Origin of the sequence: Vibrio kagoshimensis (assembly GCF_050337535.1) — a bacterium.
In the GTDB taxonomy this organism is placed as follows: Bacteria; Pseudomonadota; Gammaproteobacteria; order Enterobacterales; family Vibrionaceae; genus Vibrio; species Vibrio gallaecicus.
Window position 1 is genome coordinate 1 of sequence record NZ_JAKJSZ010000023.1, and the last position, 21,336, is coordinate 21,336.

At 40.3% G+C, this 21,336-nt stretch carries 18 protein-coding genes; 10 read left to right on the forward strand and 8 right to left on the reverse strand.

From position 1 onward, the window contains the following. Window positions 1–617: 617 nt before the first annotated feature. The 3 genes from L4C37_RS19060 (at window position 618) to L4C37_RS19070 (ending at window position 4,944) form a co-directional block, all read left to right on the forward strand. The gene (locus L4C37_RS19060; protein ID WP_137372743.1) at window positions 618–1,559 is read left to right on the forward strand and encodes an AraC family transcriptional regulator; all 942 of its coding nucleotides are present in this window, start codon (window positions 618–620) and stop codon (window positions 1,557–1,559) included. Between the two features lie 323 nt (window positions 1,560–1,882). Next, window positions 1,883–4,030, forward strand: a complete 2,148-nt coding sequence (locus L4C37_RS19065) for a TonB-dependent siderophore receptor (protein ID WP_429769433.1) — start codon at window positions 1,883–1,885, stop codon at window positions 4,028–4,030. Between the two features lie 368 nt (window positions 4,031–4,398). Beyond that, on the forward strand, window positions 4,399–4,944 hold the full coding sequence (locus tag L4C37_RS19070) for a sugar O-acetyltransferase (RefSeq protein ID WP_273293717.1): 546 nt from the start codon (window positions 4,399–4,401) through the stop codon (window positions 4,942–4,944). Between the two features lie 136 nt (window positions 4,945–5,080). Here L4C37_RS19070 and L4C37_RS19075 read toward each other — a convergent pair whose 3' ends face one another. After that, window positions 5,081–5,557: a MarR family winged helix-turn-helix transcriptional regulator gene (locus L4C37_RS19075; RefSeq protein WP_137372746.1), complete on the reverse strand. Its 477-nt coding sequence runs from the start codon at window positions 5,555–5,557 to the stop codon at window positions 5,081–5,083. Between the two features lie 441 nt (window positions 5,558–5,998). On the opposite strand from L4C37_RS19075, the gene L4C37_RS19080 reads away from it, so the two are divergent. Further along, window positions 5,999–7,633: an endonuclease gene (locus tag L4C37_RS19080; protein ID WP_429769435.1), complete on the forward strand. Its 1,635-nt coding sequence runs from the start codon at window positions 5,999–6,001 to the stop codon at window positions 7,631–7,633. Between the two features lie 265 nt (window positions 7,634–7,898). On the opposite strand, the gene L4C37_RS19085 is transcribed toward L4C37_RS19080, so the two are convergent. Then, on the reverse strand, window positions 7,899–9,056 hold the full coding sequence (locus L4C37_RS19085) for an Acg family FMN-binding oxidoreductase (RefSeq protein ID WP_429769437.1): 1,158 nt from the start codon (window positions 9,054–9,056) through the stop codon (window positions 7,899–7,901). 91 nt (window positions 9,057–9,147) lie between these two features. On the opposite strand from L4C37_RS19085, the gene L4C37_RS19090 reads away from it, so the two are divergent. After that, window positions 9,148–9,600 (forward strand): MarR family winged helix-turn-helix transcriptional regulator, encoded by a 453-nt coding sequence (locus L4C37_RS19090; RefSeq protein ID WP_429769439.1) that lies wholly within the window; start codon window positions 9,148–9,150, stop codon window positions 9,598–9,600. A gap of 185 nt (window positions 9,601–9,785) precedes the next feature. On the opposite strand, the gene choV is transcribed toward L4C37_RS19090, so the two are convergent. From choV to betI, 6 genes are all read right to left on the reverse strand, one after another. Continuing rightward, on the reverse strand, window positions 9,786–11,021 hold the full coding sequence (choV, locus tag L4C37_RS19095; protein ID WP_429769441.1) for a choline ABC transporter ATP-binding protein: 1,236 nt from the start codon (window positions 11,019–11,021) through the stop codon (window positions 9,786–9,788). Continuing rightward, window positions 11,021–11,863, reverse strand: coding sequence for a choline ABC transporter permease subunit (choW, locus tag L4C37_RS19100; protein WP_137372748.1), 843 nt, complete (start codon window positions 11,861–11,863; stop codon window positions 11,021–11,023). Before choW ends, choV begins: the two co-directional genes overlap by 1 nt. Before the next feature lie 165 nt (window positions 11,864–12,028). Further along, window positions 12,029–12,988 (reverse strand): choline ABC transporter substrate-binding protein, encoded by a 960-nt coding sequence (locus L4C37_RS19105; protein WP_429769443.1) that lies wholly within the window; start codon window positions 12,986–12,988, stop codon window positions 12,029–12,031. Between the two features lie 186 nt (window positions 12,989–13,174). After that, a complete protein-coding gene (gene betA, locus L4C37_RS19110; protein WP_429769445.1) occupies window positions 13,175–14,890 on the reverse strand; it encodes a choline dehydrogenase in 1,716 nt (571 codons plus the stop codon). Window positions 14,891–14,999: 109 nt separating this feature from the next. Next, window positions 15,000–16,460 (reverse strand): betaine-aldehyde dehydrogenase, encoded by a 1,461-nt coding sequence (gene betB, locus L4C37_RS19115; RefSeq protein ID WP_429769447.1) that lies wholly within the window; start codon window positions 16,458–16,460, stop codon window positions 15,000–15,002. A gap of 86 nt (window positions 16,461–16,546) precedes the next feature. Continuing rightward, window positions 16,547–17,161, reverse strand: a complete 615-nt coding sequence (betI, locus tag L4C37_RS19120) for a transcriptional regulator BetI (RefSeq protein WP_137372752.1) — start codon at window positions 17,159–17,161, stop codon at window positions 16,547–16,549. An 814-nt stretch (window positions 17,162–17,975) separates the two neighbouring features. Between betI and L4C37_RS19125 the strand changes: the two genes are divergently transcribed. From L4C37_RS19125 to L4C37_RS19145, 5 genes are read left to right on the forward strand one after another with little or no spacing between them, the layout of a single operon-like run. After that, window positions 17,976–18,188, forward strand: a complete 213-nt coding sequence (locus L4C37_RS19125) for a Flp family type IVb pilin (RefSeq protein ID WP_429769449.1) — start codon at window positions 17,976–17,978, stop codon at window positions 18,186–18,188. Window positions 18,189–18,196: 8 nt separating this feature from the next. Further along, on the forward strand, window positions 18,197–18,625 hold the full coding sequence (locus tag L4C37_RS19130; protein WP_429769451.1) for an A24 family peptidase: 429 nt from the start codon (window positions 18,197–18,199) through the stop codon (window positions 18,623–18,625). 7 nt (window positions 18,626–18,632) lie between these two features. Continuing rightward, the gene (cpaB, locus tag L4C37_RS19135) at window positions 18,633–19,436 is read left to right on the forward strand and encodes a Flp pilus assembly protein CpaB (RefSeq protein ID WP_429769453.1); all 804 of its coding nucleotides are present in this window, start codon (window positions 18,633–18,635) and stop codon (window positions 19,434–19,436) included. A 25-nt stretch (window positions 19,437–19,461) separates the two neighbouring features. After that, a complete protein-coding gene (locus L4C37_RS19140) occupies window positions 19,462–20,787 on the forward strand; it encodes a type II and III secretion system protein family protein (RefSeq protein WP_273296627.1) in 1,326 nt (441 codons plus the stop codon). Continuing rightward, window positions 20,784–21,335 carry a hypothetical protein gene (locus tag L4C37_RS19145; RefSeq protein WP_273296628.1) on the forward strand — a complete coding sequence of 184 codons (552 nt, stop codon included), beginning with the start codon at window positions 20,784–20,786 and terminating at the stop codon, window positions 21,333–21,335. The genes L4C37_RS19140 and L4C37_RS19145 overlap by 4 nt, the downstream gene beginning before the upstream one ends. Window position 21,336: the final 1 nt, after the last annotated feature.

Genomic DNA, 21,336 nt, shown 5'->3' on the forward strand with positions numbered 1-21,336 from the left:
GCATATAACTATATTGTGAATTTCTTTTTTGACAGGGTTAATATAATTTAAAATAGGTAAAGCTTGAAGGTTTGGCATGATTTTTATTATCAATAAATACTGCCTTTATAATAAAAATAATAAATTAAAATGTCAACGCACACTTGGTATCATACGTAATTTAAGGATATGTTTTGATACCGGAGCACATGCTTGCCATCCGTACTGTGTTTGTTGATTTTCGTTTCGCCTTAAACTGTAATATCAATTATATAAATGGTTATAATGATCCGCAGTGGTGATTGTTAAACCGTTGAATCAACGTGGTCACCCATTTATCGCTTTTTAATTGATCTCAAAGGTCATAGAACCACAGTTTATTCAGGTTTATAAAATCATCAACAACAGAGGTGCTACCCTTTTTAGTCGGTGTGAGTTCTACTCCTAGCATGTAGAATTTCAATGGGTAGTTTTTAGGTAAACCACCAAATGCCACTTAATCATAAAGAGTAATTTTCTAGTATCTGTTTATTTTCACAGTGCTTAAAAGCGAGCACTTATGATCTTTAAATTGAAACAATTCGTGACGCTTATGGATTTGGATGATAAAAGTATCAGATTAGTAAAAGTCATCAGTCGTGGATATCAAAATTAGCCAACATAAAAACACTCTATCGTTTGACCGAATCAGTCGAGTGCTTAGTTTCATCCATTCAAACTTAAATGCTCAGTTGACGTTAGAAGACATAGCGAAAAAAAGCTGTTGGTCTCGCTGGCAGCTTCAAAGAGTGTTTCAAGCTGAAACAGGAATGACAGTTGCGAACTATGTTCGAGAGCTGAGGTTAAGCCAAGCAGCGGAAGCCTTGCTAGACACGTCTGAGCGAATTATTGATATTGCTTTAAATTTGGGCTTTAACTCTGAAATCAGCTTTAGCCGCTCTTTTAAAAACATGTTTGGTGCTAGTCCGAGCCAGTACCGAAAAGCAGGGCAACGAGTCGGATTAAAGAAACCAATTGGTATGACGAAGAGCTTTGAACCTATCGCTTCTAGTGCGTTACGTTTTGTTGAAGTTCGAATTGATACCAAGGAAGCGTTCGTCGTTAAAGGGCTTAAAACGGAAATTAGTGGGCTGTTCTCTTTGTCTCCTGATTTTGCACAAAAAGTGCCTCAATTATGGTCTTTACTTGAATCTGAATTACGTAGTGAAGATAAAGCCAGCTTAAGTGCAGTTGGAGTTATCGATATGACTCAAGCTAATTTTGATGGTACAAACATAAGGTATTTGGCTGGAGTTGAACAACAAACGTTGATTCCACTGGCACTTGGTATGGCGCTCGATGGCTCAATTTCGAAACAATTAGAAATCATGACTGTGCCTGCACAAACTTACGCGGTTGTTAAACATAAAGGAATAATCAGCGATTTACCTCATACTCTGAGCTGGTTTCTTTTGAATTGGTTACCAAATTCCGGTTACCGAGGCGTGGACGGGTATGAGCTAGAAATATACCCGAAAGATTTTGATATCGTAGGTACTAACTCAGAGATGGAATACTGGGTGCCAATCATAAAAGTGTGATTGGCTTGTTTTAGTGCAATTGGTATGTATCAGTGGTAAGGGTCTTTCTACTGATCTAGCTTATCATCAGTTTTTCTTTAGCTTGTTTCGTTTACTCGTTTTTATTCGTATCTTTTTCACCTATTCACCTATTCACCTATTCACCTATTCACCTATTCACGTCTTTACTTAGTCCTGCATTATCGATAAATGATGCTTATTTAATGAGCGTTTAATAAATTCTCCGTCAACATGCACCAAATTGTTAATTATCTTCGTTCTGAATACATACAATGCAAATGAGATTTATTACTATTTGCATAAAGTTTGGTATCGAGGGAAACATGAAGATCAACACTCGTTTTAAGTATTCATCGCTTGCATTAGCACTGCTCAGTGCTCTTTCTACTCAAGTTCAGGCTGAAGAAGCATATTCATCGGCTGAAAAGAACATTGATACAGTGACAATTTTAGGGAAAGCATATCGAAATACCGCGACTAAATCGGCTTTAGAGCCAGAAGAAACACCGCAGGGTATTACGGTCATTGACAGTGAACAACTTGAACAACGTGGTGTGAAGTCTTTAAACCAAGCGCTTCGTTATGCTCCGGGTGTTGTGACAGAGCAAAAAGGCACATCGGTGACGATGTACGATACATTTTCAATTCGAGGCTTTAGCAATAACCAAAGTTATTATGATGGCTTAATTTTACCATTCCTGACGGGTTGGAACTTACAGCCACAAATTGACCCTATTGCCTTGCAACAAGTGGAGATCTTCAAAGGTCCTACGTCTGTACTTTATGGAGCTATGCCCCCTGGCGGTATGGTCAATATGATCGCTAAATCCCCGCAGGCAGAAGGCTCGACAAGAGTTGGCTTATCGGCAGGTACTAACAATTTAACGGAAGTTTCGATAGACACTTCCGGGCAAATAGGAAACAGTGACTTCTCGTATCGTTTAGTCGCTTTGGCTCGTAAGAAAGATAGCCAAGTGGACCACGCTGAAGAAGAACGCTATGTGATTGCCCCTTCTTTAGATTGGCAAGTATCTGACAAGACACTGATTAACTTTAATCTATACTATCAGAATGACCCATCAATGGGGACAAATTCTGCAATGCCGCTAGAAGCGATTAAGTTCCATGAACCATCAGTTTCAATGGGAGATAAGAATTGGAGTACATTTGATCGTGAAGTCATAATGCTTGGCTATAAGGTCAATCATGAGATAAACAACAACTGGACCTTCCTGCAGAATGCTCGATATGCCGATGCTTCGTTAACTCAAAAGAATACCTACCATAGAGCAACGAATTTTGACTCGACTACTGGTCAATTAATTCGAAACGTTTATAGCACAGAAGAAGATTCTCAAAGTTTTACTATCGATAATCAAATCACTGGTGCGGTTATGTTGAGTGGACTTGAACATAACTTATTGTTTGGTGTGGACTATATGAAGCTGTCGGGAGACTCTCTGTATAAAGAATACACAGCTAATGCCGCATTCTATGGGTTTGATGCGTACAACCCTAACAATGACTTGTTAGACCCGAGCCAGCTCCAAGAAAATTACAAAGAAACTCACGATATCACTACTCAGCAGTTGGGCTTCTATTTCCAAGATCAAGTGAGATACGATTCGCTAATCTTACTTGCTGGTGGTCGCTATGACCTATTTGAAGCTAGTGATGATAAGAGCAGTGTACTCCCAGCTTATGATGGCAAAGATGAAGCGGATCATGACCAGTTTTCATATCGAGTTGGCGCATTATACGAATTGGATAATGGTTTCTCCCCATTTGTTAGCTATGCCACTAGCTTTGAGCCAGCAGCAGGGTCAGACATTAACGGCAACGCTTTAAAACCGCAATTGGGTGAGCAAGTAGAAGTAGGGGTGAAGTACTTATCGCAAGATATGTCACAAGAGTTAACGGCTTCGTACTTCCATATTACAAAAACAGATGCTATTGCCGCTGATCCGTCGGATCCTTCATACCGAGCAAAAATTCAATTAGGTGAAGTAAGGTCTCAAGGGATGGAGCTTGAAGGTCGTTGGTCGGTGACTGAATCATGGGACATGAATGCAAGTTATACCTATCTTGATATGGAAATCACGGAAGACTCTAATCAGAGCTTAGTGGGCACTACTCCAATTTATGTACCTGAGCATGCTGCAAACCTTTGGAGTAACTACTTTGTTTATGGTGGTGCTTTAGATGGCGCAAGAGTCAGCGCGGGCGCACGTTATATTGGTGAAATGCAAATGGATGCAGCGAATACGCAAGGTAAGGTACCATCTTACACAGTTGTTGATGCATCGATTGGTTATGATTTAGGTTCAGCAAGTGATTCTTTATCTGGCGCTACAGCTAACCTGGTTGTTACAAACTTATTCAATGAAGAATACTATACCTGCTATGACCAATCTAACTGTTGGTTTGGCGCTGAGCAATCAGTTGAACTTAATGTAAATTATGAATTTTAGTCAACTTTAACGAATTCATAATGTATTAATCAGTTTTCAGTTCGCAGGAAATTTAAAGCAGCCAATTTGGCTGCTTTTTCTGTTCTACCATTTGGTATCCGAAATTAGCTTTTATAGGCTCACCAGTATTAAATATTTTGTCTAATACAATGCTTATATAACACTTCAGTAAAGGATGAGTAATAGGTGAGTGAGCTAGTATTGATTAGATTTATAATCGTTAAATAAATCGCACCACAGAATGTTAAATACAGCTCAAAATTGAAAGCAGGTAGGCAGAGACTTCGACCTTAGTGAGATAAAGTAGCGCCAGTTATCTGTTACTGAAGTGGCAGTCATGATGCTTTGTTTCGATTTTGGAGTTTGAAATGACAGAAAAAGAAAAAATGCTCGCGGGTCTTCCTTACGATGCTTGGGATGAAACATTACTAAAAGACAGAATGAATGCCAAGGCTGCGTGTCATCAATTCAATTTGGCTGATCCCGTAAAATTAGATGAGCGAATGGCAATATTAAAAGAGCTAGTATCGTTTGACGGCCAAGCTCATATGGAGCCTAATTTTTTCTGTGACTATGGATACAACATCAAAATAGGCAATAATTTCTATGCCAACCACAATCTGACTATTGTTGATGTGTGTGAAGTATCTATCGGTGAGAATGTAATGTTTGGCCCACATGTAATGATCTCAACAGGCACGCATCCTCTTGATCCAATCGAGCGTCAAAAAACAGAATACGGCGCGAAGATATGTATAGGTAACGATGTGTGGGTTGGCGGGAATGCTTCTATTCTACCGGGTGTTACGATTGGTAATAATTGTGTAATTGGTGCAGGTAGTGTCGTAAATCGAGATATACCTGATAACAGCGTAGCGGTTGGAAACCCATGCCGAGTAATCAAATCGGTATAAGCTGTTCTAGAAGATAGAAGATAGAAGATAGAAGATAGAAGATAGAAGATAGAAAAATGGCACTCGCAATGAGTGCCATTTTTTGTATCAAACTTAATTTCATCAATGAAAGCAAAATCAGTTGCAGTCGGTAACTTTAGCTAGGCTTTGCAATACTTTCTAACTGAAGTACAGGAGCCGCATCAATATCTTCGGCGTTCATCATTGAAGATACACGCTGCATTGAAGAAAGAAGCAAACTTTGTTCCCATGCATCGAGATTCTGAAATTTGTTTACAAAGCTGTCTTGTAACGGCTGTGGTGCATTGCTCAGTAGCTCTTTACCTTTTTCCGTTAGATTCGCATGTACTTTACGACGATCTGATTCACTACGAACGCGCTGCACATAACCATTATGTTCTAAGCGGTCGATAATTGTAGTCGTAGTCGCTTGGCTCACATTCGTATGGTTCGACAATTCTTTGATTGTCACATTATGCATTTCTTGGATAGCACGCATCAAAATAAGCTGAGGACCTGTTAATCCATATTCTTTGCTTAGTTTTTTTGAATGTAAATCGATAGCTCGAATTATCTGGCGGATAGCGACCAGAATTTCTTCATGTTTTTCCAAGAGACAGACCTTTGTATAAATGCACAATTGATGGGTTTACAACGTTCGCTTCGAAGACGTGAATAATGAGAAGTGTTGGAACTTTTCAAAACGGTAAGACGATGATGTGCTGAGCTGTAAACTTTAAGATAATTTTATTAATTTCCGCATTGTACTTATGTTCATACTATTCTCAATCTTTTCTATGCACCAATCACCATCTCACTCCACAAGACAGAACAAAACAATGTAATGTAAATGTTATGTCACTCGAATAATTCCAGCAGAACGGCATTCTAAGTATTCAAATTGATTAACCATATGTATGGTTTTTAAGCTTAATGTCACAAATATCAATAAAACAAGGTGTTCATACATTTATAAATGAGAGGTCAGACCGTATTAAATTTTTGATTAAATCTAATCTTATGTTGATTTTAATCCAATCAAACAGAAGGTTATATGATAAATAGAATAATAAAACTAAGTGGAATGGCGGTATTTCTCTCTGCCAGCGCACAAGCGCAAATTCAAAATGGTAACTTTGAATCATGGGAAGGGAACACACCTGCAGGATGGTCGGTAATTGATTCTGGAGTTGCAGTATCACCAACTTCTGAACAAATTAAGAATGGTCTGTTAGCTGCAAAAGTGACAGTGAATACCGGCAGTCAAAGTAATACAGACTTCTTACAAACGGTGAATGTCGAGCAGGGTAAAACTTATAATTTCTCAGTAGGGGTTTACCATACTGAAGGAAATGTAAAAGCGAGATTGTATGTTGACGGTTACCAAGGCTACTCCAACAACGGAACAAAAAATCAATGGCAAGATGTTAGCTTTAGCTACTCTGCTACTGCAAATAAAGATATTCAAGTTGGTCTAAGGTTTTACGATGTATCCGGTTTTGATGGCTCAGAAGTCGTCTATGTAGATAATTTCCAGCCAACGGAAAGCATTACGCCGCCTGTTACCCCTGGAAGCTGTTCTGATACCAGTGTGACACTTACTTTAGTAACTGATGATTATGCGTCTGAAACAAGCTGGGCAGTAAAAACATCGGCAAACCACACTCTATACACTGGTCAAGATTACAGTAATAACACCACTAATAATGCCGAGATGTGTTTACCAAATGGTGATTACACCTTTGAAATTACCGATTCGTATGGCGACGGAATCTGCTGTACTGCGGGCAATGGATCATACAGCTTAGCAACTGCTAGCAAAACTCTGGCTTCAGGCGGTGAATTTAAATCAAATGAAATTGTAGCATTTTCAATTGGTGGTTCGACTACGCCACCTGTTACTCCACCAACGTCAGGCTTAGGTGAGTACTACAAAGCCGCTGAAGGTAAGACAGGGTATGAGCTTAAAACTGCGCTCTACAACATTATTAATAATCATAATGGACAAGGGTACGGGGCAGTTTGGACGCTATTAAAAGATGCTGATATTGATACCTATTTTGAAAATGACGGTTCAATTTTAGATATGTACTCTGAAAAACCATCAGGTAATGACAGCGTACAATTTACAAAAGTCACTGATCAGTGTGGTCAATATCAAGCTGAAGGTGGTTGCTATAACCGTGAGCACTCATTCCCTAAAAGTTGGTTTGGCGGGAAAGTTGAGCCAATGAACTCTGACGGGCACCACTTATTTGCAACAGACGGCTATGTGAACTCTAAACGAAGCAACTGGCCATTTGGTGAGGTAGGTACAGCAACCTATACTTCAAGTAATGGATCTAAAGCAGGGAGTGCGGTTTCCTCTTTAGGTTATGCAGGTACTGTATTTGAACCTATTGATGAATTTAAAGGTGATTTCGCACGTGCGTATTTCTATATGGCTACTCGCTATGAAAACGAAATCGCGAGCTGGGAAGGAAACTCAACCAGTTCAGATGCTGTTTTAGATGGGACGAATACTACGGTATTTGAACCTTGGTTACTGGCGATGCTAAAACGCTGGCATACTGCTGACCCAGTTAGTCAGAAAGAACTAGACAGAAACCAAGCGGTTCAAGATTTCCAAGGAAACCGAAACCCATTCATCGATCATCCTGAATTAGTGACTTCAATTTGGGGTAACTAAACCGTGTTGATACAGAGTCGGTTATAGCTTTAATCAGTTAGAGCTGAAATCGAACTTAGCTTTAATCAACTCTGTTTAATGCATATCGAGTGACTCGAATATAATAGCCCAAACTAGTTGGGCTATTTTTATGCGAGCTCATAAGCGCGGGCTTTATTTTGAGCCATAAGCCATAAGCCATAAGCCATAAGCCATAAGCCGTGTACTAAAAGCCTGTATAGCGAAGAAACATTGAATATAAAGTTAATACTTCGCATTAAGCCGTTTAAAATGGTTCGGTTAAGATAGAAGAGACTTCTCTTCTTGCCGTTGAAGGAGTGCGATCTGCTTTACCTAAGCGGAATAGCATTTGAACTGTGTCTGACGGCTTGATACCAAAATGCTGTTTGAACTCAGATTGGATAGGCAACATATCTTGATACTCCTGCAAAATCTGACTCATAGGGTGTTGAGCAATGCCCAAAGCCGTCGCGGTAAGGTTAAATCGGTTGTAAAGACGGCCTAGTTCAATTTGGGTCTTTCGGCTGTTATCAGACGTCGATAGCCAAGCATAATGTTGAGTATTCGCAACGGCATTTTTAACTGACTTAACACCTTCTTTACCAAACGAGGCGGGATCCGACTCTGCTTTGTCTCGGCTAATAAAAAAGTTTTGGGCGATTAACTTCTTAATGCCAGTTACGCCATTCTGCTCTAAGCCAAACCCATCCCTATACGTTGATATTTCCTGATCATTGAAGCGAAACATTGCGATGGTTTCTAAACTTCTTTCTTTATTTTGCTCTTCTATCTCCATCGAGTTTACCAAATAGTTTGCCATAGCTTCGTTATCAGTCGGTGTGTCGATAAAGCGTAATGAAACATCGCTGTTCTCTATAATGGCTCGCAATGCGCTTATCTGGTTAGCGTTAAGTTTTTCATCGCGATAAGGCGTTTTTGTTGATTGACGAATCAGTAATTGAGCAAACAAAGGGTCTGGCTCTATTTGATCACTCTTTTCAAGTTTTATGTCGGCTACAGGCAGTGACGCAATACTTTGGTTGTCATATTCGCCTTCAGGGAAGTAATCAATGGTGGCTAGTATCCCGATTTGGCTGGCTGCAATCACAAGGCTTTCAATAAAGGTCCCTTGCCCGATATGAATTTGCCTATGAATAGGGTCGGTTTGTGGTAGTAATCGTTCTTGATCGACAAACAATCTGATCGTGTCTTTGCCTATGAATGCGACTTTCCATGGCTGTTTGTTATGAGGGTTTGGGCAAAGCATGGCGTAGCTGATCAGCGTTTTTCTTAAATCATCTTGCTGATGAGATGGTCTTAAAGGGCTTGATGATCCATTAGTGAATTGAGTCATCATTAATGGCGTTGCCGCCAGAATGACTGAACCTGTACCAACGACTTTAATAAAGTTTCTTCTGTTCATGACTTTGCCTCTTTCCATTGATTTGCTAAAATACATTCCGTGGAATAAACATTACATTCCTAGGAATGTATTTTCAAGGGGTTTTATCCGTATGTCTCAAAATAAGCAGCAGCTTGGAAGTAAGTTATTTATTTCTTTAGGAATTATTCATCAGTTAACTGACGCTTGGTTAGCCAAGGCTTTAGGACCACATAACCTTACACAGTCTCAATTTAATGTTTTGACGCATTTTTCACGTCATCCTGATCAAGCACAAACCGTTAGTCAGCTTTCCGATGTGATGCAAATGAATCAGCCTGGCTTAACAAAAGTAGTGAATAAATTGTTTGATATGGGGTTGGTCGATATTGAAAAAGATGCCGATGATGGTCGAAAGAAGTGGATTAAGATCAATCAATCGGGGTTAGAAAAAGTCAGTGTGGCTTATGCGAGTTTCTCGCCAATGATGGAGAGTTGCTTTGGTGGTTGGGAAGAAGAGGAAATGTCAGACACTTTGGAGAAAATCAATAAACTAAAAGGCTGGCTGGACTCTCATCGAGATTAAAGAGTCACAATTGGTTACTCAGAAGTTTCGTGGCTAAAAATTTTAATAGCGCCAGTAATGAAAAAGCCCACGTGATGGTGAGTCACGGGGCCGTGTCATTGCTAAATACTTGTTAGTTGCTACATATTAGTATGTGAAACATTAATCGATGAAATACGCATGAGTAATAGGCTATTTATGATTTATTAAGCTGCTGTGTGTAGCTGAAAATTGCCCGTTAACGCATTGTAGAATTCACTGTTATCCAGAATACCGACTAACTGGTTATTTTCTACTAGCAGGATAGGGTGATCACTCAGTTGTTTGAGTTTAATAGCATCACGCATACCAATCTCAGGGCTCGCGATGACAAGCGTTGAATTATCAATCGCAGTAAGGTCGTTTTCAGTTTCATTCCATTCAACCATAGTAAGCTCTGGTTGACCTTTAAGACTCAATTGACCTTGGTTTTGGTTAATCCATAAATCTTTAGAATCGCAGATCTTCCAGCTGTCATTTTCTTGCTTCAAAGACTGTAAAGGTTGCATTAATGAACGACCTTTTAATACGTTGAGTGGGTTAGTATGCGCCACAAAATCTTTTACGTATTCTGTCTTCGGTGTAAGAACAATCTCTTCTGGTTTACCGTGCTGAATCAGTTTTCCTGACTCCATGATGGCAATGTTGTTGCCAATCTTTAAGGCTTCATCCAGATCATGGCTAACGAATAGAATGGTTTTATTCAACTTACTTTGTAGTAGAAGCAGTTCATCTTGAAGTTGAGCTCTAATTAAAGGGTCAAGGGCTGAGAAAGGCTCATCCATTAGTAGAATGTCGGTATCCATAGCAAAGGCTCGTGCAAGGCCTACACGCTGCTGCATACCACCAGACAGTTCATGGGGATACTTCTTTTCCCATTCAGCAAGACCAACCATTTCAATTTGTTCACGAGCTTTAGCACGTCGTTCATCTTTTGCGACGCCTTGCATTTCTAAACCAAATGCCACGTTATCAAGTACCGTCAACCAAGGCATGAGTGCGAATTTTTGGAAAACCATCGACACACGATGGGTACGCAAGTGGCGCAAAGTTGTTTCATCACACTGAGCTAGGTCAACATGGTTATCGCCATCTTTAATTTCTAATTGGCCACGGCTTATTTCATTTAAACCATTAACAGCACGCAGTAAGCTCGATTTACCAGAACCCGATAAGCCCATCAACACACAGATTTCACCTTCTTGTACTGTTAGGGAAACATTATCTACCCCAACGACTTGGCCGGTTTCATCTATAATTTCTTGACGCGTTTTACCTTGATCAAGCAGCTCTAGTGCTTGGTTTGGTTTGTCACCAAAGACCACATCTAGGTTGGTAATAGTAATGGCATCTACTGCTGGTTTATTTTCTTCTTGAGAAACCTTAGATTCTTGAGACATCATTACGCTTCCTTCTGGTTTGGAGTTTTACATAAGCGATCAAGAATGATGGCTACAAGAACAATGGCTAATCCCGCTTCAAAACCTTGCGAAATGTTTACGGTATTTAAAGCTCGTACTACCGGTTTACCAAGACCGTCTGCCCCAACAAGTGCAGCGATAACAACCATAGAAAGTGACAACATAATACATTGAGTCACGCCAGCCATAATGCTTGGTAAAGCCGCTGGAAGTTCTACTTTCAATAGTAATTTCATACGGCTAGCACCAAAGGCTTTTCCTGCTTCTATTAACTCTTCTGGTACTTTGGTTACGCCTAGATAAGTTAAGCGGATTGGTGCGGCAATCGCGAAAATAATGGTTGAAATAAGCCCCGGTACAATACCTAAACCAAACAATACCAGCGTTGGAATAAGGTAAACAAAGGTTGGTACAGTTTGCATTAAATCAAGTATGGGTCTTAACACGGTGTACAGCCATGGTCGGTGTGCTGCCATGATGCCAACTGGAACTCCAATTAATACGGAAATCGTTGTCGCTGCAAATACGAGGACAAAGGTTTCCAGCATTTCTTGCCAGTAGCCGAGGTTTAAAATCGTCAACAAGGCCGCAATGATGAAAATAACCAATGAAGGCTTGCGGTGTAAGTACCACGCAATAGCTGCGGTGATTATTATTGGTAGAGCGGGTGGCATCCACTTAAAAACATCGACTAAAAATAGAATAATGGTTTCTAAAAAAATAGAGATGGCATCGAAGAAGCCTGCTGCGTTGATTGTTAACCAGTCAACACCAGCTTCCATCCATTGACCTACAGGGATCTTGTTGTCCGTAATAAAATTCACAATGTCGCCTTTTATTATTGGTTGGGCATACCCACTAAAATTAGCCTTTATCATTTTTTACTTACGTAATCTCTGACCTTCGACTTTCTAGTTGGTATTGCCCACCTTTCTTATTTGATTTTGATATGTTTAGTTAGAAATTTTTCTAATTTGATTCTGGTGTTATTACGCTTTTACTTGCTCTAAGTAGTCAGCGACTGCTTTTGTTGCTGCGTCACCTTGCAGTGATTTCACGTTTTCTAACCAAGCTTCAACTTGTTGTGGGTTTTTGTTCAACCATTGTTGTGCTGCTTTTTCTGGCTTCACATTTTGGTTAAGAATGGCTTCCATCAACTCGTTTTCCATTTCTAGGCTGAACGTTAGGTTTTTAAGAAGTTGACCAACGTTTTGACACTCTGAAACGTAGTTTGCACGTACGTTTGTGTAGACATTAGCGCCGCCATAGTTAGGACCGAAGAAATCATCACCGCCAGATAGGTATTCCATTTCAACATTGCTGTTCATTGGGTGCGGTGCCCAACCTAGGTAAACGATCCATTGGTTACGACGAACAGCACGTGAAACTTGAGATACCATTCCTGCTTCACTTGATTCAACAAGGCTGAAGTCTTTAAGACCAAATGCGTCAGAGTCGATCATTGATTGGATTAAACGGTTTCCATCGTTACCTGGTTCAATGCCGTAGATGCGGTCTTTAAATTTGTCTGCATGCTTAACCAGGTCATCAAAGCTTTTTACGCCAGCGTCATAGACGTACTTTGGTACTGCTAGTGTGTATTTTGCACCTTCAAGGTTCGCTTTTACGGTTTCTACTGTGCCTGCTTCACGGTACTTAGCGATATCGCCTTCCATAGTTGGCATCCAGTTGCCAAGGAAAACATCAATGTCGCCGTTTGCCATTGAAGAGTAAGTAACCGGAACTGAAAGAAGGTCGGTTTTTGTTTTGTAGCCCATGCCTTTTAGCAGTTCAGAAGTAACCGCTGTTGTTGCGGTGATGTCTGTCCAACCTACATCGGCAAAGCGTACATTTTCACACTGTTGTGGCTCAAGGTTTTGGCTCGCAGAAGCGTTAAATGCGAATGAACTGATTGCTAATGTAGTAAGTGTCATCTTCGTTATAGACATAATAATTCCTTGTAATGAATCCTTTGGTTGCTCTTAAGAGCAATATTTCTGACTTTATGTGTCGCTATATTGTTTTTATATAAATGGTGTTTCTAATTTTACCGAGCCGATTATTCTTGCCTGAGCCTGAGCCTGAGCCTGAGCCTGAGCCTGAGCCTGAGCCTGAGCCTGAGCTAATTATCAAAACTAAGTCAGGCTATCGACTTCTCTTATCGGTTTACTGATTCGTTGATTTTCTTCCCATTCTGGAGCTATCCATACTGGTACTTCTTCTGTTTTTAATAACTCACTGCCTAAAATCATATCGGCTGCTCGTTCCGCTACCATGATGGTCGGCGCGTTGAGGTTTCCGTTTGGAATAGTAGGGAAAACAGAAGAATCTACGACTCGTAGTTGGCTTATTCCACGAACGCGGCACTCTTCATCAAGTACAGCCATTGGGTCGGTGTCTGCGCCCATTTTGCAGCCGCAAGAAGGGTGGTAAGCACTTTCTACGTTTTGTTTAACCCACTCATCAATCGCTTCATCAGATGTGATGTTGATTCCCGGTTGAATTTCTTCACCACGGAATTTGTCCATTGCAGGTTGAGATAAAATCTCTCGTGTTAAACGAATGCAGTCACGCCAGTCTTGGCGATCTTGTTCGGTAGAAATGTAATTGAATACGATTTTTGGTTTTGCATGAGGATCAGCAGAAGTGATAGCAACGGTGCCTCGGCTTTCTGGTTTGTTTGGTCCAACATGCACTTGGAAACCATGACCATCAAAAGCAGCTTGACCGTCATAACGCATCGCCGCTGGCAAGAAGTGGTATTGGATATTTGGCCACTTTAGCCCTTTACGAGAACGAATGAACGCACAAGACTCAAAGTGATTGGTTGCCCCAAGACCTTTGCGCGTTAAAATCCACTCTGCGCCGATTATCCCTTTACTCACTAAACCAAGTTTACTGTTTAGAGTGATATCCTCTTTACAGTGGTATTGGAAATACACTTCTAAGTGATCTTGTAAATTTTCACCAACACCAGGAAGGTCATGCACGACTTCTACATTTGCAGCATCGAGCACGGCTTTTGGACCAATACCGGATAGTTGAAGAAGTTGAACAGAACCGATAGAGCCAGCACTTGAAATGACTTCTTTATTTGCGTGAACGGTTTGCACTTTGCCTGATTTTTCAAACTCAATCCCCACGGCTTTTGTCTCTTGGGAATCTTGTGTTTGAAGCAGAACCTTTCTTGCTACGATGCCTTTCATGAGGGTTAGGTTAGAACGCTTTAATGCGCGGCGAAGATACGCATTCGATGTTGAAGCTCGAACGCCTTTATCAACCGTCATATGCATCGGACCAAAGCCTTCCTGCTGATAACCATTGTAGTCTTTTGTTTCTGGGTAACCCGCATCTTTACCCGCATCGATAAATGCTTGATAAAGTGGGTTTAGCGCCATGTCGTTACCGTTACATGTCCCTAATGGACCATTGCCACCACGGTATTGATCTGCACCTTTGCTCCAAGTTTCGGCTTTACGGAAGTAAGGCAGGCAAGCTTGATAATTCCAACCTGTCGCGCCATTTTCCTCCCATTCATCGTAGTCACAGGCGTGACCTCGAACATAAACCATGCCATTTATTGAAGAACTGCCACCCAGTACTTTTCCGCGAGGGCAGTGAAGCTGTCTTCCATCAAGACCAGATTCTTGCTGCGTTTCAAATTGCCATGCGTACTTTTCAGTATTCATTGGGTAAGAAAGGGCTGTTGGCATTTGAATAAAAATGCTCTTGTCTGTTCCGCCAGCTTCCAATAATAAGACGCTGTGTTTACCGCTTTCCGTTAGCCTATCCGCTAGCACGCAGCCAGCCGAACCCGCACCGACGATAATATAATCGTAGCGTTGTTCCATGATGTATTCTCCGTGATGTCTAGCCTAGAACGCTAGATATTCGACTTTGAAATGAACTTTGAAAAATCATTGGGCAAAGTGAATTACCCAATGACGTTTGAAGCTATGATTAAGCGTAAGGGCTCGCGTAATCACCAAGTTCAATTAAAATACTTTTCGTTTGCGTATAATGCAGAAGAGTCTCTGGTCCGTTTTCACGACCAATACCTGAATCTTTATATCCTCCTACTGGCATTTCAGCAGGGGAGTCACCCCAAGTATTTACCCAACAAATACCTGCCTGCATTTGGTGGATAACGCGATGCGCGCGCGCGAGGTTTTGGGTGAATATGCCAGCAGCAAGCCCATATTTGGTGTCATTCGCTCTGCGGATCACTTCGTCTTCATCAGTAAATTTGAGTACCGACATGACAGGGCCGAAAATCTCTTGCTGAACGTGTGGCATGCTGTCTTCACAATCGGTGAATACCGTTGGTACAACAAAGTTGCCGCTTGCTAAACCACTCTCGGTCACTTGATAGCCACCAGTAAGAAGCGTTGCTCCAGATTGTTTTGCTTGCTCAATCGCTTCTAGAACTTTGCCTAGGTGCTCTTTAGATATCAACGCACCAATCTGGGTGTCCATATCCATAGGCTGACCAACAATGAGTTTTTCAGTTCGAGTTTTTAGCTGGTTGATGAATTGGTCATAAATTGAATCATGAACAAACACTCTCGTACCATTGGTACACACTTCACCCTGAGTGTAGAAGTTAGCAACCATAGCCGCTGAAACTGTATCGTCTAGCTTTGCGTCATCAAAAACGACCATTGGTGATTTTCCACCAAGTTCCATCGTCACTGACTTAAGTGTTTTTGCACTGTCTGCCATTACGGCTTTGCCAGTGCCTGTTTCACCTGTGAAAGATACTTTTGCTATGTCTGGATGCGCAGTCAGCATTTGCCCAACTCTATAGTCACCTTGAACTACATTGAATACACCATCAGGTAGCCCTGCTTCAGTGAATATTTCAGCAAGCTTGAGGGCGGTAAGAGGGGTTTCTTCAGAAGGTTTGAAAATCATGGCGTTACCAGCTGCCAGAGCCGGCGCTGATTTCCACATTGCAATTTGGATAGGGTAGTTCCATGCACCAATGCCAGCACAAATTCCTAGAGGTTCACGTCGAGTATAGAAGAATTGGCTCTCACCTAGGGGTTGCTGGTCACCTTGCATTGCAGGTACTAGGCCTGCGAAATATTCGATAACGTCTGCACCTGATGCAACATCCACTTCGATGGCTTCTTGCAAAGGCTTCCCTGTGTCTGCAACTTCAAGGGCTGCAAGCTCATCGTTTCGTGCTCTAAGTATCTCTACTGCTTTCAGCAAGATTCGGCTTCGTTCGATGGGGGCCATTGCTGACCAAATCGCAAAACCATGCTTAGCTGATTCGATAGCGAGCTCAAGATCTTGTTGGGAGGCTTGCCCCAGAGTTGCAATAACTTCTCCGTTTGCAGGATTAATGCTAGAGAAAGTTTCTCCAGAAGTTGCCTGAATATTTTTACCGGCGATGTATAACGAGTTCATTTCCATTTGAGAGTCTGACTTAGTAATTATTATTAGTGGTTATTGAGTGTTTGTGTACTGTGTCTTTCGGTTATTTGAGTATGCTTTCTAGCTCAGCTATTACGGCTAGTTATGTTGCTGGCGTAAAAAGTCAGCTGCTTATCAAGATAATCGTTGATGATGGCATGGGCTTTATTGGCATCAATACCTTCAGGGTTAAGCGTACCCCGCAGCCAAATGCCATCAATGAGTGATGCAATTCCGTGAGCGACTAATTCAGCTTGCTCAGGAGATAACATGGATTTCAGTTCAATTTTTAGGTGAGATAACAAGCGCTTTTCATTAACTCTTTGTAAACGTTTTAATTTTTCGTCATGCATCGAATAAGACCAAAACGCTAACCAAGTTTTCGCCACTTGATTCTCAGCTTGATACCCCTCGAAATTGCCATTGATGATGGCATTAATACGTTGTTGATGAGCGTCAACAGGAAGAGCTTTTAGCTGAGTGGTGATGGTATTAGACAGCTGCCTTAGGATCTCACGCATGGTTTCTTCCAGCAGACCGTGCTTACCACCAAAGTAGTGATTGATTATCCCTGTAGAAACTCCAGCCTCTTTACTGATCAAAGCGATGCTTGCGGCGTGTAATCCAACGCGATCAATCACTGCCATTGTCGCTTTTACAAGCTGCGGTTTCCTTATGTCAGGCATCCCAACTTTGGGCATTACAAAGTCCTTTTATTTTTTATTGAACGTTCAGTTAATTATAAAATGACAGGTATTTAGTTAGAGTTCAAATCATTATTTTTGCAATATTAGCCGGGAAAGGTTGTTGCTATAGTGTTAACTTCTTTTAATACAACAAGTTATGTTTAATTTGGTTCTTTTCATAAAAAACCGAAAGGTTTGAGGTGTGATGTTTATTGCTCGAATGAATTGAGCAATTGCAATCAGTAAGTAAGTGTTGATTGTCGCGAGATGGAGGTGGGCACAGTGAGTGAGTTGAAGTGGAGAAGGTGGTTTTTGGATATTTATCCTGATAAACCCATTTATATTCCCAATAAGCTTTGAAACCTTAATGTAGCAATTAATTAACATTTAACCATAAAGGGTTATGCTTATGATTTATAAAATAAAGACAAATCTTCAATGTTTAAATAAATCATGTTGTTTATTTTATATATAAATATACATAGTCAAAAAAATGCCACTCAATGCCCCCCTCTGTTAGTAATTAATTATATTGTTAAATTTGTCATTATAGATATGAGGTAATATATATCACAAGCATGTCTTCCTAACTATTTGTTCAATTCAAGTTATTGATTTTATTGATTTTTTTTATTTTTTAGCTTATTTCATTTAACATTTTTATTTGTGCTCTAAAAGTAACAAAAAGTGATCATTGTAATACTATTTAATCTTTTATTACTTTGGTTTACAAAAACTATTGAATATCACTCGCCAAAAAACTAACATGCGCTTGATGTTATTAAGCAAGTTGTGCTTGCGGTATTTATAATAAATAAGGAAAGAAGGTATGTTTACAACGTTATTTGTTAAAACAAAGGTTGCTCTAGAAAACTACAAAAATGATGAGCAAGGTGTAACGGCAATTGAATATGGTCTAATTGCCGCTGCTATCGCTGGTGTTGTTGCTTTGGCTTTTGGTAATGCTGATAGTGGTATTGCCGGAGCACTATCTGATGTTTTCAATACAATTATTTCATCACTAGGCGGTACTGAAGTTTAATTAAACTAATGTTAAATAATCTCGAGTGGCTAATTATTTTAGCTGCTCTATTTATTTATGTTAGTGCGACTGATGTGATTTCAAGGACTATTTCAAATAAGGCTTGCTTAGCTATAGCTGCAGGTTTCTTTCTCTATGTCATTGAAACCGGAAGTTGGTTTAATATTGTCCATAGTGTGCTGATATTAGGATTCGGTATCATTCTTAGCCAATTAAAGTTATTAGCTGGCGGTGATACAAAATTATTTGCAGCGTACTCATTAGCGATACCAAGTGCTCACCTACTTAATACCATAATTTTAATCTTGTTAATTGGCGGGGTTGTTAGTGTTATCTATCTGTTATGGGTAAAGCTGGAAAAAAAAACGAATCGCGGCGTGCCTTACGGAATTGCAATTAGTTTAGGCTCATCTTTAGGAATATTAGCTTCCATTTAGGAATCCAATGAAAAAAACTCTGACACTGGCTATCGCAGTTTTGGCTATTCTTTTCGGTTTATATGGCTTAGCCGGAAATCTTGCAAGTGATAAAACGCAAGTAACGAAAGAAGCTAAGAAGCCAGCAGAACTCAATCTTGTAATTTGGCGTTTGAATCAGCCTGTTGAAGCTGGACAACTCGTTGAACGAAAACATTTTTCTGTAATTAAACTGCCTGAAAGTGAAGCGAATTCATTAGGAATTTTAGTGGATGTAGAGCTGAATTTTGAAAAAGGTGCTGTATATCAGGATGACTTGATCACTGAAAGTATCTTTTTCAAAGAGTCAATTATCAACCCTTCAGATGATGGTTATGTGGATTTAACAATAGCTAACAATCGCGTGCCTTATGCTATTAAAGTACCGCCAGAATCAGTAGTGGGTGGCGTTATTACCCATGGTTCTATGATTGATGTTTTATCGCTCTCTTTACCATCAACCTATTCTCTTGAAGCTTCCGAAACCTCCTCAAGCCGTAAGCGCAATATGTTTGTTACTCCTGTATTAATGAATGTCAAAGTACTTAAAGTAGACAAGCAAACCATTATTGGTACGCGTAATCAGGCTGATACAACAGAAGTCAGTTTGATTTTAGAGCTGACCAGAAAGCAGGTTGCGACATTAACTGTTGCAAAAAGAATTTCAGAAATTGAAGTACATAAATCAATTGGCGAATATAAAAAATCAGATTTACATGCTGATGCTGGCGATGTCCTGAACAATTTTAAGTCAGTTGTAGAATATCGTGCTGAAAAAGTAACCATTAATTAGAGACAAAGTTAAAATGAAATCTATTATGTCCATTATAGAGAAGTTAGCTTTATTCATGATTCTAGCTTCTTTGTCTCATACTGCTTTTGCTCAGCGGATTACCAATATTGATCAAGGCGGGATGATCACAGTCACTGTGTTGAGTGATATTGAGTCTGTTTTTATCTCAGATTCGAATATTGCCGATTATCAAGTTATCGATAAACGCAAAGTTGTTGTGTTTGGTAAGAATGTAGGAAGAACTTCTCTCGCGGTATACGGTGGCGAAGGTAAGACATTGGCTTCACGAAAGTTGTGGGTGAATACTTCTTTTGATGTGGTTCAGCAGCAAGTTCAAATGCTTTACCCGAATATTGAAGTCTCCATTACTAACATTGGAGATAAGGTCGTACTGAGTGGTGTTGTTCCAACAGAAAAAGTAAAAGATGGAATAAACCAATTAGTTGGTACCTACCTAGATAAAGAAAAGCAAGAATTCAAAATGGAATGGAAATCGGATGATGACGATTACGAAATCGAATTCATGAAGCGTTTTCACTACAACGGTATCGTGAACAATATCGAAGTCGCAGTCGCAAAACAGGTCAATGTAAAGCTGTCTGTTGCTGAAGTTTCTCACTCATTTCTTGAAGAATTTGGTATTGAATATGGCAGTACTGGCGCAGGTACGGGCATATTCTTAGATCAAGTCACTAGTTTTAGTGCTTCCGACATTGTTTCCGTGATCACTGCAATCGGTAATGACACTGTTGGTCAAGTACTCGCAGAGCCAAACCTTTCTGTTATTTCCGGCGAAAGTGCCAGCTTCTTGGTGGGTGGTGAGCTACCGGTTGTGACCGTTGTAGATGGTACAACAAATGTAGAATATAAAGAGTTTGGTGTACGTTTAGATTTGATGGCAAAAGTGCTGTCTGATGATCAAATTCTATTATCACTGATGCCAGAAGTGAGCTCACTTGATGCTCAGTACAGCAATGAAACCTACGATCTACCTGCTTTAAAAACCCGTCGAGCCCGTACTACTGTTCAACTGGCTGATGGTAAAAGCTTTGTGTTAGGCGGTCTATTGAGTACAGAAGATAAAGAATCACTGAGTAAAGTTCCATTGGTCGGGGATATTCCTTTACTCGGCGCTTTGTTCCGTAAAACGGGTACGGAAAGAACCAAAACAGAGTTGATTATTGTCGCAACAGTTAACCTAGTTCAGCCTATCGAACCTGCTTTAATTCAACTTCCAACAATGAAAAAAACCTCAACACTGCAACGTTTTTTCTATGTAGAAAAAGGTTACCAAACCAGCTCAGAAAAATGGGCGAGTGAGATTATGGCGACAGGAGGCTTTAAATTATGATTTTTGACCAATTCAGATCATTTAAAACGATAAAGCTGCGCCTAGTTATGAGCGTTCTTCTTGGTTTGATTCTTAGTGGCTGTGCTGAGCGAATTCAAGAGCGTGAAGGTAAAGCTCTTCATCTTGTTCCATTAACTTATAGTTTGTCACTCAGCGCTCATAAAAATGGTGCTTCTACTGCTAAACAAGAAATAGAAGTCTTTGTTACTAAAAATTTTGAAGTAATAGAAGCCAAAGGCATGCTGGCCGAATGGCATAACTTACAGGGCAAGCAGCTATCGAATTATGCACGAACGTTTGCGAAATCATTAGGTATCGATGCAAATCGTATCAGCATCCAACGTTTTGAAGTCAGAGAAGATGAACCAGTCACTGAATTTGATCTCCGTTTGACCTTTACAGACTACCAAGTGATTACCAATCTTTGCGAATATCCAGAAGTTGGTAAGTTTGGGTTTTATGAATCGAATTGCTACACCGATAATGCTCGTTGGCAGTCTATGGTGAACCCTGAAAATATGCTGCCTAAAGCTTCTAACACACAGTAGT

Coding starts and splice junctions, on each gene's coding strand:
- L4C37_RS19065 (WP_429769433.1), top strand. CDS start 1,883: ATGAAGATCAACACTCGTTTTAAGTATTCATCGCTTGCATTAGCACTG.
- L4C37_RS19070 (WP_273293717.1), top strand. CDS start 4,399: ATGACAGAAAAAGAAAAAATGCTCGCGGGTCTTCCTTACGATGCTTGG.
- L4C37_RS19080 (WP_429769435.1), top strand. CDS start 5,999: ATGATAAATAGAATAATAAAACTAAGTGGAATGGCGGTATTTCTCTCT.
- L4C37_RS19085 (WP_429769437.1), bottom strand. CDS start 9,056: ATGAACAGAAGAAACTTTATTAAAGTCGTTGGTACAGGTTCAGTCATT.
- L4C37_RS19090 (WP_429769439.1), top strand. CDS start 9,148: ATGTCTCAAAATAAGCAGCAGCTTGGAAGTAAGTTATTTATTTCTTTA.
- choV (WP_429769441.1), bottom strand. CDS start 11,021: ATGATGTCTCAAGAATCTAAGGTTTCTCAAGAAGAAAATAAACCAGCA.
- L4C37_RS19105 (WP_429769443.1), bottom strand. CDS start 12,988: ATGTCTATAACGAAGATGACACTTACTACATTAGCAATCAGTTCATTC.
- betA (WP_429769445.1), bottom strand. CDS start 14,890: ATGGAACAACGCTACGATTATATTATCGTCGGTGCGGGTTCGGCTGGC.
- betB (WP_429769447.1), bottom strand. CDS start 16,460: ATGGAAATGAACTCGTTATACATCGCCGGTAAAAATATTCAGGCAACT.
- betI (WP_137372752.1), bottom strand. CDS start 17,161: ATGCCCAAAGTTGGGATGCCTGACATAAGGAAACCGCAGCTTGTAAAA.
- L4C37_RS19125 (WP_429769449.1), top strand. CDS start 17,976: ATGTTTACAACGTTATTTGTTAAAACAAAGGTTGCTCTAGAAAACTAC.
- L4C37_RS19130 (WP_429769451.1), top strand. CDS start 18,197: ATGTTAAATAATCTCGAGTGGCTAATTATTTTAGCTGCTCTATTTATT.
- cpaB (WP_429769453.1), top strand. CDS start 18,633: ATGAAAAAAACTCTGACACTGGCTATCGCAGTTTTGGCTATTCTTTTC.
- L4C37_RS19140 (WP_273296627.1), top strand. CDS start 19,462: ATGTCCATTATAGAGAAGTTAGCTTTATTCATGATTCTAGCTTCTTTG.
- L4C37_RS19145 (WP_273296628.1), top strand. CDS start 20,784: ATGATTTTTGACCAATTCAGATCATTTAAAACGATAAAGCTGCGCCTA.